This window comes from Kitasatospora sp. NPDC058190 (genome assembly GCF_042883685.1).
In the GTDB taxonomy this organism is placed as follows: Bacteria; Actinomycetota; Actinomycetes; order Streptomycetales; family Streptomycetaceae; genus Kitasatospora.
This window is the reverse complement of record NZ_JBHVVI010000044.1, coordinates 57,962-67,044: the sequence shown is the minus strand read 5'-3', so window position 1 is coordinate 67,044 and position 9,083 is coordinate 57,962. Positions and strand designations below refer to the sequence as shown.

11 protein-coding genes and 2 pseudogenes are annotated in these 9,083 nt (G+C 70.7%); 6 read left to right on the top strand and 7 right to left on the bottom strand.

Going from position 1 to position 9,083, the window contains the following annotated elements; translation table 11 throughout:
- A partial coding sequence (locus ACFVWU_RS21225; RefSeq protein WP_387623109.1) for a transposase occupies positions 1-384 on the bottom strand: 384 nt, incomplete at its 3' end.
- Between the two features lie 67 nt (positions 385-451).
- Here ACFVWU_RS21225 and ACFVWU_RS21220 point away from each other — a divergent pair.
- Positions 452-1,546 (top strand): annotated as a pseudogene (locus ACFVWU_RS21220) (IS256 family transposase); the annotation flags it as partial.
- A 26-nt stretch (positions 1,547-1,572) separates the two neighbouring features.
- Here ACFVWU_RS21220 and ACFVWU_RS21215 read toward each other — a convergent pair.
- Positions 1,573-2,391 carry a hypothetical protein gene (locus tag ACFVWU_RS21215; RefSeq protein WP_387623107.1) on the bottom strand — a complete coding sequence of 273 codons (819 nt, stop codon included), beginning with the start codon at positions 2,389-2,391 and terminating at the stop codon, positions 1,573-1,575.
- Positions 2,392-2,576: 185 nt separating this feature from the next.
- On the opposite strand from ACFVWU_RS21215, the gene ACFVWU_RS21210 reads away from it, so the two are divergent.
- On the top strand, positions 2,577-2,744 hold the full coding sequence (locus tag ACFVWU_RS21210; protein WP_387623115.1) for a hydrophobic protein: 168 nt from the start codon (positions 2,577-2,579) through the stop codon (positions 2,742-2,744).
- Positions 2,745-3,050: 306 nt separating this feature from the next.
- Here ACFVWU_RS21210 and ACFVWU_RS21205 read toward each other — a convergent pair whose 3' ends face one another.
- From ACFVWU_RS21205 to ACFVWU_RS21195, 3 genes and pseudogenes are all read right to left on the bottom strand, one after another.
- Positions 3,051-3,878 carry a 2OG-Fe dioxygenase family protein gene (locus tag ACFVWU_RS21205; RefSeq protein ID WP_387623112.1) on the bottom strand — a complete coding sequence of 276 codons (828 nt, stop codon included), beginning with the start codon at positions 3,876-3,878 and terminating at the stop codon, positions 3,051-3,053.
- 71 nt (positions 3,879-3,949) lie between these two features.
- Positions 3,950-4,450: a hypothetical protein gene (locus ACFVWU_RS21200; protein ID WP_387623117.1), complete on the bottom strand. Its 501-nt coding sequence runs from the start codon at positions 4,448-4,450 to the stop codon at positions 3,950-3,952.
- A 157-nt stretch (positions 4,451-4,607) separates the two neighbouring features.
- Positions 4,608-5,024: pseudogene (locus tag ACFVWU_RS21195) on the bottom strand (glutamate-cysteine ligase family protein); the annotation flags it as partial.
- A 336-nt stretch (positions 5,025-5,360) separates the two neighbouring features.
- On the opposite strand from ACFVWU_RS21195, the gene ACFVWU_RS21190 reads away from it, so the two are divergent.
- Together ACFVWU_RS21190 and ACFVWU_RS21185 are read left to right on the top strand one after the other, a co-directional pair.
- Entirely contained in the window at positions 5,361-6,017 is a 657-nt protein-coding gene (locus tag ACFVWU_RS21190) for a HemK2/MTQ2 family protein methyltransferase (protein WP_387623104.1), read from the top strand.
- Positions 5,968-6,237, top strand: a complete 270-nt coding sequence (locus tag ACFVWU_RS21185) for a CDGSH iron-sulfur domain-containing protein (protein ID WP_387623101.1) — start codon at positions 5,968-5,970, stop codon at positions 6,235-6,237. Before ACFVWU_RS21190 ends, ACFVWU_RS21185 begins: the two co-directional genes overlap by 50 nt.
- Here the strand turns inward: ACFVWU_RS21185 and ACFVWU_RS21180 are convergent.
- On the bottom strand, positions 6,211-7,212 hold the full coding sequence (locus ACFVWU_RS21180) for an iron-containing redox enzyme family protein (RefSeq protein ID WP_387623099.1): 1,002 nt from the start codon (positions 7,210-7,212) through the stop codon (positions 6,211-6,213). The two genes, ACFVWU_RS21185 and ACFVWU_RS21180, sit on opposite strands and share 27 nt — an antisense overlap.
- A gap of 253 nt (positions 7,213-7,465) precedes the next feature.
- Complete coding sequence (locus tag ACFVWU_RS21175) at positions 7,466-7,612, bottom strand: hypothetical protein (protein WP_387623096.1); 147 nt, start codon at positions 7,610-7,612, stop codon at positions 7,466-7,468.
- A gap of 355 nt (positions 7,613-7,967) precedes the next feature.
- On the opposite strand from ACFVWU_RS21175, the gene ACFVWU_RS21170 reads away from it, so the two are divergent.
- Together ACFVWU_RS21170 and ACFVWU_RS21165 are read left to right on the top strand one after the other, a co-directional pair.
- The gene (locus ACFVWU_RS21170) at positions 7,968-8,144 is read left to right on the top strand and encodes a hypothetical protein (protein ID WP_387623093.1); all 177 of its coding nucleotides are present in this window, start codon (positions 7,968-7,970) and stop codon (positions 8,142-8,144) included.
- Positions 8,145-8,539: 395 nt separating this feature from the next.
- Entirely contained in the window at positions 8,540-8,923 is a 384-nt protein-coding gene (locus tag ACFVWU_RS21165; protein ID WP_387623090.1) for a helix-turn-helix transcriptional regulator, read from the top strand.
- Positions 8,924-9,083: the final 160 nt, after the last annotated feature.

The following is a 9,083-nucleotide window of genomic DNA, read 5'->3' as shown; positions in this document are numbered from 1 at the left end:
CGCCTCCTCGGCAGCCTTCTCCAGGGCGGCCATGGTGTCGGAGTCGAGGTGCATCCCGGCGGCGTCGTGGTGAGCGCGCACGGTGGTGGAGTCCACGCTGACCAGGGACAAGTCCACCTCGCCGCGCTTCGCGGCTTCCGCGATCACGCCCTCCATCAGGGCTTCGAAGACACCGGCGTCCCTCCACTGCCGGAACCGATTGGAGACGGTTGACCACGCACCGAACTCCTTCGGCATCTCCCGCCACTGCCCGCCCGTCCGGAATCGCCAGATCACGCCCTCGAACTGCTGCCGCAGCCGCTCCGGGTACGGGCCGTACTCGCCGATCGGCAAGTACGGCTCGATCAACACCCACTCCGCATCCGTCAGTTGCGCTCGCGTCACACACCACGGTCTACCGGATCAGGACCCGCCACGAAGGTAAATCACGCAGATTGATCACGACCGAATACGTTCCCTAGTGGTCCGCAACGGCTACCACCAGCCCCGGAAGGTCACCACCGCTGCCGGCGTGATCGAGGTCAAGGCTCCGCGCGTGAACGACAAGCGCGTCGATGAGGCCACCGGCGAACGGAAGCGGTTCTCCTCGGCGATCCTGCCGCCCTGGTGCCGCAAGTCCCCGAAGATCGCCGAAGTGCTTCCGCTGCTCTACCTGCACGGCCTGTCCTCCGGGGACTTCGTGCCCGCGATGGAACAGTTCCTCGGCTCCTCAGCAGGCCTCTCCCCGGCCACCATCACGGGGCTGACCGCCCAGTGGCAGGCCGACCACCAGGCGTTCCAGGACCGCGACCTGTCCGGCACCGACTACGTCTATGTTTGGGTCGACGGCATCCACCTGCGCATACGCTTGGACGAGGCCAAGGCCGCCGTCCTCGTGGTCATCGGCGTGCGGGCGGATGGCACCAAGGAACTGGTCGCGATGGCCGATGGCTACCGCGAGTCATCCGAGTCGTGGGCCGCGCTGCTACGGGACTGCGCCCGGCGGGGCATGCGGGCCCCGGTCCTGGCGGTCGGCGACGGCGCACTCGGGTTCTGGAAGGCTCTGCGAGAGGTCTTCCCCGACACGCGCGAGCAGAGGTGCTGGGTTCATAAAACCGCCAATGTCCTGGACGCCATGCCGAAGTCGGCCCAGCCGGCGGCGAAAAGGGCGATCCAGGACATCTATAACGCCGAGGACCGCGAGCACGCCGAGCAGGCGATCAAGACCTTCGCCAAGCTGTATGGCGCGAAGTTTCCCAAGGCCGTCGCGAAGATCACCGGCGACCAGGGCGTGCTGTTGGAGTTCTACGACTACCCGGCCGAGCACTGGATCCACCTGCGGACCACGAACCCGATCGAGTCGACCTTCGCCACCGTCCGCCTCCGCACGAAGGTCACCAAGGGCGCCGGCTCCCGCGCCGCCGGGCTTGCCATGGTCTTCAAGCTGGTCGAGTCGGCTCAGGCCCGCTGGCGCTCGGTCAACGGCGCCCACCTCGTCCCGCTCGTCCGCGCCGGAGCCCGCTTCGAACGCGGCCAGCTCGTCGAACGTCCTCAGCTTGCGGCGTAACCGGCCCTACCAACTGGTTCAAATTGTCAGTCGAAGGTCAGGCGGCTGCCCCACGCACGGCTCCATCCACCACGCCAAATGGCCAGTCCGGAGTAGGTGAACGTGCAGCCGACACCGATACCCCAGTCGTCACCGTCGTACCGGACGGCGGGGTCAGCAAGGGCGGAGCGGAGGCCATCGAGTGGGATCACCGTGAAGACGTCACTCCGAGGGTCAGGGCAGTGCTGAACCTCAATCCAGCCCTCGCGGACGAACGGGAGCAGCGGGGTGAGTTGCCGGTCGACCCAGGCGAGGCGCTCGGCGCCATCCAGCCCGGCCGGCAGGTCCTCCCAGATACCGAACGGTCCGGTCAGCATGCCACTCGCCTCGGCAGCGCAGACCAGGACTTCACGTTGGGCGATGCTCAGCTCGTCCCAGGTGGGGAGGGCACTGGTGTCTGCGGTGGGATACGCATCGTTGAGCCAGTGCTCCCGCACGGCCTCGGGGGATGTGAGGTTGAAACGGTGGGGAAGACTGGGCTTCCAGAGCCAGTTGGCCGGGTCGACGAGGACCTCTTGCAGTTCCATGCCGCTCAGGATGATGTCGGAGGCTGCGGGAAAGCTGCCCTGCACCTCCTGGACGGTGACCAGGCCGAGTTCGGCGAGCTCCAGAGCCACGGCAGCGACCTGCGGGACCAGCTCCAGCTGCTCGTCCTGTGTGTAGCTGCGCGGGGGCGGGGCATCCTCGGCTCCTGCCCAGCGCAGGGCCGTGCCGTAGTGCTGGATCGACCCGGCCAAGGAGTACTGGGACATGGCCCGACGCATCAGCGTCTGTTCGGTGATTGTCAGGGAGTCCCAGGAGCGCATGACGTGAATGATCCCACCCTGTTCACTCCGATCCACAACTCTTGACAATTGCTCGCGCCCCGGTGCCCGGCGGCGTCGGGAACGGCCTGTTCCTCGGCCGACCTGCGCTCTCGGCAACCGTGGGACACGCCAACGCATCATTCGTGCCGGGCCGGGCACACGACGAGATGAGGAAGGTGATCGTCATGCTCGCGCTGCTGCTCGTTCTGCTCATCATCCTGGTGCTGTTCGGGGCAGGCTTCGCCCTCCACATTCTGTGGTGGGTGGCGCTGGCCGTCTTGGTGCTGTGGCTGCTCGGGTTCGTCGTCCGCGGAGCCTCCGGATCCGGCCGCGCGCGCTGGTATCGCTGGTGACGGACTGCACCCGTCGCTAGGCGCACTGACCGCATTCGCGACTCATTGAGCTTCTTCTTCGCCGGTGCGGCCTTCTGCTTCAGCCGTTCCTCGTGTTTCTGGTGGCAGGGGTAGCAGCGTCCACCTGGGCGGCGTGAGGTGGGCCGCAGTCGGTGCAGGTCAGGGTTTTCATCAGGTCCAGGACCCCATCCGGTACCGGCCGACGCGCCTCGGCCCCAGGCCGCAGCACGGCCCGCGGCCACCCGCTCGGGACGACATCCCGGCCGAGCGGGTGCTCGGCGGCAAGGGCCGGGTCGTTGTCGCGGACTACAGCGCGGGAGTGTAGGGAGCGATGCCGACGATCAGGATGTCGCGCCGGCCCTCGTCACCCTCGTCGCCGAGACGGACCGGGCCGACGTAGTGACTGACGCGGCAGTCGTGGACGCCGTAGCCGTCCAGCGGCTCGGTCAGGACGAAGCGGGCGTGGACGGCCTCGGGGGCCAGCGCGTCGGGTTGCCGCCCGGCACTCTCGGGCGTGGCGATGACGTTCTCGCCGCCCTCGACGTTCCGCCGGCCGGCGAGGTGGGCGAAGGTGAAGGTGGCCGGTGAACCACCGTCCTGGTGCAGGCAGTTGGGCGAGGAGACCGCGACCTGCTCCCTGTCGCGCACGCCGAGGACGATCAGGTGGACGCCGACGTAGACTGGGCCGCGGCGGAGGTCCTCCAGCCACAGGGCGTGTTCCAGGTCGGCGCGGATCAGGGCGTCGAGCAGCCGGTTGCTGTGCAGGGCGGACGGGATGTCGGCCAGCCTCCGCAGCACCCGCGGGTACTCCGGGTTGTGCTCGTCCTGCCAGTACTCGGTGACGGTGCCGAACTCCTCGTCGGGCGCGCCGGGCATGTAGGACAGTTCGCCGGTCCACGGCAGGTACACGGCGTGCGAGTAGCGTCGGTACCGGTGGGTGGCCCGCGCGTACGGGTCCGGGGGCAGGCCGTGGTAGGCCTCGGCGAGTTCGGCGAGGTCCTCCGCCATGGCGTCGGCGTCGACGCCCAGGTCGGCGGTGCCCAGCCGGGCGTAGCCGTCCCGGCGGACCCGCGTGGCTTGCCCGTCCGGCGTTGCTCCGCCCGCCAGGCAGGGTGTGGTCGGGCTTTCGTCCATCGGCTGCTCCCAGCGTTCCCGGCCGGTCCCGCCACGGGCGCGCTTCCCCGCTCGTGTCCGGCCGCGTCCCTTCACGCTGGCATGTCCTGGGCGGCCGCACCGCCGGGCTGTCCGCCGTGCGGATGAGTGCGGGCCCCCAGGGCGCGCGTCTGCCCTGCTCCTGCGGCGCGCTCGAGCAGCAGCATGCAGCCCGCCAGGTCGTCCACGACGCCGGGCAGGCCGCCCGCCCGGTGCGCGGCGCGCTGGCGGTGGGCGCCACTGCCTTGGGTGGCCAGCCGGTCGATGAACGCGGCGACCCGGTCCAGGTCCGCCAGGTCCTCCAGTGCGGTGCCGATGTGGTCGAGCAGCCGGCGGGCGCGCTCCGGGGCGGGCAGCATCCGCCCGCTCAGCGCGTCCGCGCCGGGCCCCGGCCAGCCGTCGCGGGTGGCGTACCAGTAGGCGCCCCGCAGGAGCTCGCCATGCGGGGCCGGGCCCGGGTCGGCCCACTCCACCAGGCGGGCGGAGGTCACCACCAGTCCCCGGACGATGGCGGCCAGCGCCACCGAGTCGGCGGCTTCGGCCGGGATGTCCATGCACCCCACCCCCAGGGTCGGCGGGCGCGGGTGGGGCCGGGTGTCCCAGAACGTCAGCTCGCCGAAGGCGCTCCCGCCGCCTGCCGCCATCGCGGCGGAGACGCACCGGTAGTCGTCGAAGGACTCGACCCGTGGTGGCGGCCCGAGGGGGGAAACGCAGCCGCAGCACCGAGCGCCAGCTCGCGTACCCGGTGTCGCGCCCGGCGTGGAAGGCCGAGTTGGCGCTCATCTCCACCAGCAACGGCGCAGCCACGGACGCAGGTGGTTGCCCGCCCAGGGCCGCCACTTCGCGGTCGGGCAGGCAGACGTGGACGGGCAGGGCGCAGACCGCGAAGTCGTCCATCAGGGTCCGGAACAGCTCCACCCCGTCGCGGGACCGGGGGTGATCGCCCACCGGCACCGCGACGCCGCCCCCGATCACAGGTGTCGCGCTGGGACACACCTTCAGGTCCTCGGCCCCCGCGCAGGCGGCGAGCTCACGGCGCAGCCGCGTCAGCCAGGCGAACAACTCGTCCATCGTGGCGCACGGCGGTGTCCGCGCCTCGACCTGGAGGTCCGTGAACTCCCCGGACATCAGCTCCCCGAGCACCCGGGCGGCCAGGGTGGCCAGCCGCGGGCCAGCGGGCGCCACGGCACGGGTGCCGGCGTCCACAAGAAAGTACCCCCCGCCCCGTGCCTCGTGCGGAGCGCGGGGCCTCTTCGCCTCGCTCTGTGCCGACGCCCACCTCACCAGAGTCATCCCCCTCGGAGGACCAGGCCCGGTGGCGGACCAGCCGGAGGCGCTCGGCAGGGCCTTCGCAACGACTGTGGGCTTGCGAGCGGGGCGGTGTCGCCAGAGCCGCGCGAACCGGGTGCGACATGCGGCTGGCGTGACAGGTGTGAACGGTGCCGGGCCGGGCACCCGCCCGGCATGCTGCTGATTCGACCGCCTGGGGTCTACTCACCCCAGGGAGACACGGAACTGCTGGCCGCCTGTGTACGCCGGGAGGCACTGGACAGCTCCAGCCGCGTGCTCGACCTGTGCACCGGGACCGGGGCCGTGGCGCTCACGGCCGCGCGCAGCGGGGCGCCGGTCACGGCGGTCGACCTGTCCGCCCGGGCGGTGGCCGCCGCCTGGTGCAACACCCTCCTTCACCGCGGCCGGGTCCGGCTGTGCCGGGGCGACCTGTTGGCTCCGATCCCCGACGAGCGTTTCGACCTGGTGACCGCCAACCCGCCGTACGTCCCCACTGGCCCCGGCCGGCGGGGACCCGGCCGGGGCGCGGCCCTGGCGTGGGACGCCGGGCCGGACGGTCGGCTGGTCCTGGACCGGATCTGCCGGACGGTTCCGCAGGTTCTGACTCAGGGCGGGGTGCTGCTGGTCGTGCAGTCCGACCTCGCGGACGTCCCGGCGACCCTCGCGCTGCTGCGTGCGGCCGGGCTGCGCACGTCGGTGGTGGCGCGGCGGCGCCAGCCCTTCGGGCCGGTGATGACGGCCCGGGCCAGCCTGTTCGAGCGGCTCGGGGTGATCGGCCCGGGTGATCGTGAGGAGGAGCTGGTGGTGGTGCGCGGTGTCCGCGAGCCCTGACCGGGGCGCCACCCGCGTATACGTCGTACCGGGAGGCCCGCTGCTGGTCGAGGGTCCGGTGGAGGTGATCCTCCCGGACGGCGTCCGGCGGCTCTCCGAGCGCCCGGTGGTGGCCTTGTGTGCGTGCCGGCGCAGCCGGATCTACCCGTTCTGCGACACCAGCCACCGTCGGCGCGGCCGGGTCCGGCGGGAGTCAGGCCGCGACGTCGGCGAGGGGTGAGCGCAGGGACGTCCGCCCGGCGCGCCAAGACCCGAGCAGGTGCTCGGTGAAGCGGGCGTCGACCGTGGTGGCGGCGGCGATGCCGAAGGCGATGTCCTCGGCCAGGTCCGGTTCGGTGGCGAGCAGCTCCGCGATGACACCGCGGCGAACCAGCTGCTCGTGGACGGCGTCGGCCTCGACGTGCTCACGGTAGAACAGGGTGCCGTCCGCGCCGCCGCCCAGCCGCTCCAGGGCTTCGGCAAGCCGGGCCGAACCGGGCGAGGAGGTGATCTCGATGGCCGCGAACTGCCCGACCGCGGCGCCGCGCAGCGCGCGGTGCAGCCCAAAGAGGGTCATGAGGTTGACCACCGCCAGCATGGGGGCGGGAACCAGGTCCCGGTAGCGCCCGTAGCCGGGGTCGAGGCCGAAGGCGGCCATCATCCGGGCGAAGAGCAGGCAGTGGGCCCGTCCCGGGCGTCCGGCGCCGTACTCGTCGTAGGCGATCGCCATGAGCACGGCCTGCGCCGGGCCGTGGATCCGCGGCAGGACCCACAGTTGCGGGTCCGCCTCCTTGAGGTGGTAGAGGGACCGGTGCACCAGGTACTCCCGGGCGTGGTGGCGCTGCCCCTCTGCCAGTAGGAAGTGCGAGGGCCCATGGCCCTCGGACGGCTCGGCCAGCAGCTGCTCCAGCAGGTCCTGCAACGGGGGCACCGGCTGCGCCTGGGCGCGTACTGCGGCCAGGAAGGACTTCTCCAGCTCGCGCCGCAGGGCGAGGAGCCCAGGATCCCACTCCCAGCCCGGGTGGACACCCATCAGGCCCCGGTCGTGAAGTTCGTAGCACAGGTGCAGTGCCAGCTGGTGGTCCTCGCCCCAGGGGTCGGGGGAGGGGTTGAGCGGCGTGAGCCGTGGTCCTGTGCCGGGAGGCCCGGCTGTCACGAGTTCGAGTACTGCCGCCGACAGCGGCCCGCGTGGTTCGGGGATCGGGGCGTCGGGCACCCGCTCCCCTGTTCCAGACCCGGCGGCAGGAGCCTGCGCCTGCAGGCGCGCCGTGTCGCGCTCCCTCTTCCCCTGCCCCGACGCCGGTTTCTGCTGCTCACGTCCGTCCATGGTGTCAGTCTCCTAGTCTTCCGCCCGCGGTACGCCGCAGCGGCGGGCCGCTGACCCGGGCACCGTTGGGCTGGCCGCAGCGGCACCGCTGGCACACGGCAAACCGTCGAGAGGCAATGCTTCGCCACAGAACCCGTTACCTTCACCTGCGCCGCCCGAGGCGTACGCCTGCGAAGATCAGGGCGGTGACGAAGAGCACCGCGCCGATGACGAGCAGCCACAGCAGGCCCTTCACCAGCGCGCCGACGAAGCCGAATAGCACGGCGATAAGCAGGATGAACAGGAACACTGCCGCGACGTCCTCCCTTTCTCAGCCGTTGCGCTTCAGGGAGCCCTTGACGCGGTCTGCTGCGGTGTGAGCGGCACCCTTGGCGTTCTCGACCGCATGCGAATCGATCCGTCAATTGCCAGCTTTTGCCCGATAATCGACTTTCGTACACATCGGCTCGGAGCGACGGCTCACCTTGGTTCGGATCGGGTGGGGCGTTCGGGGAGTGGTGACCGGCAAGCGGCTCCAGACTCGGTGCGACCTCTCCGCAGCCCCGTTTCGAAACCCGCACTGACGGTGACGGCATCCTGCACGTCCGCCTGCCCGACGCTGGCTGAGCGCGTAGCGCAGCGATCCCCTCGCGCAGTATTTCCAGGTGCTGCGATACCACACACAGGCCGCGGAGGTGCTGACTGACCCGACCGATGTGACCGTGGAGGTGACTCTCCACGGCCTGTGCGGTTCCGACCTGCGCGACGCCCATGGGTTCGTGACCGAGGATGTCGCCCTCGCTCAGGAGCGGCCCCAGCGCCTCGTTCAGGCGCGTGTGTGACGTCGGCCGCGACGTCACCGGCTCTCACGCCCGGAGATCGGGTCGTCGTCCCCTTCAACGTTTCCTGCGGCACCTGCTTCACCTGCGGGCAAGACCTGCACTCGGGTACACGAAGCTCTACGGTCAGGTCCCCGGAGGACAAGCCGAACTGCTCCGGGTGCCGTTCGGCAATACCCTGCCGATCAAGGTTCCCCGGGGCCCGCCGGACGACCGCTTCGTGTTCCTCTCCGACGCGCTGCCACCCCGTGGCAGGCCGTCCAGTACGCCGACATCCCCGAAGACGGCGTACTGGTCGTCCTCGGCACGAGGGCTCGGTCCTCTATAGAACTGCAGGACCAACAGCGGAACCGGGGATCAGGTATCGCGAAACCGGAATCTGGGTTCATACTTGTGGTGTGTCGGATGAGCGGAAGCCGCGCACGGGCTGGACGTTCCTGACACACCACGCCCGTGTGCTGTTGATGATCTCGCGTGACGCGGAAGTGCGCCTGCGGGATCTCGCCGCGGGATGCGGAATGACTGAGCGGGCCGTGCAGGCGATCGTCACCGATCTGGAAGACGCCGGCTATCTGACCCACACCCGGCATGGACGCCGCAACCACTACCGCGTCGCGCACGGCATGCACTTCCGCCACCCTGCCGAGGCCCGCCACGAGATCGCCGGCCTCTTGGCCCTGTTCGCCCCTCTTGATACCGGTGCCGACCCCACCGCCGTCCCTGCAGCTCCCAGCGGTGATCATCATGAGAAGCATCCGTCAACCCGGCCCCGGCGACCTTGAGCGCAGCGGTGCGCTGTGCCCCCGCTGCGGGAAACCGCAGAGTCGAACGCTTGACCGCTTCGAGGTGCCTGTGGGGCACTGTACGGCGGCATCTGGCGCTCCGCTCCGTGTGGCCACCCCCGGCTGCCCGGCTGTGGGCGAGCCTGCCCACCGGGGAGAA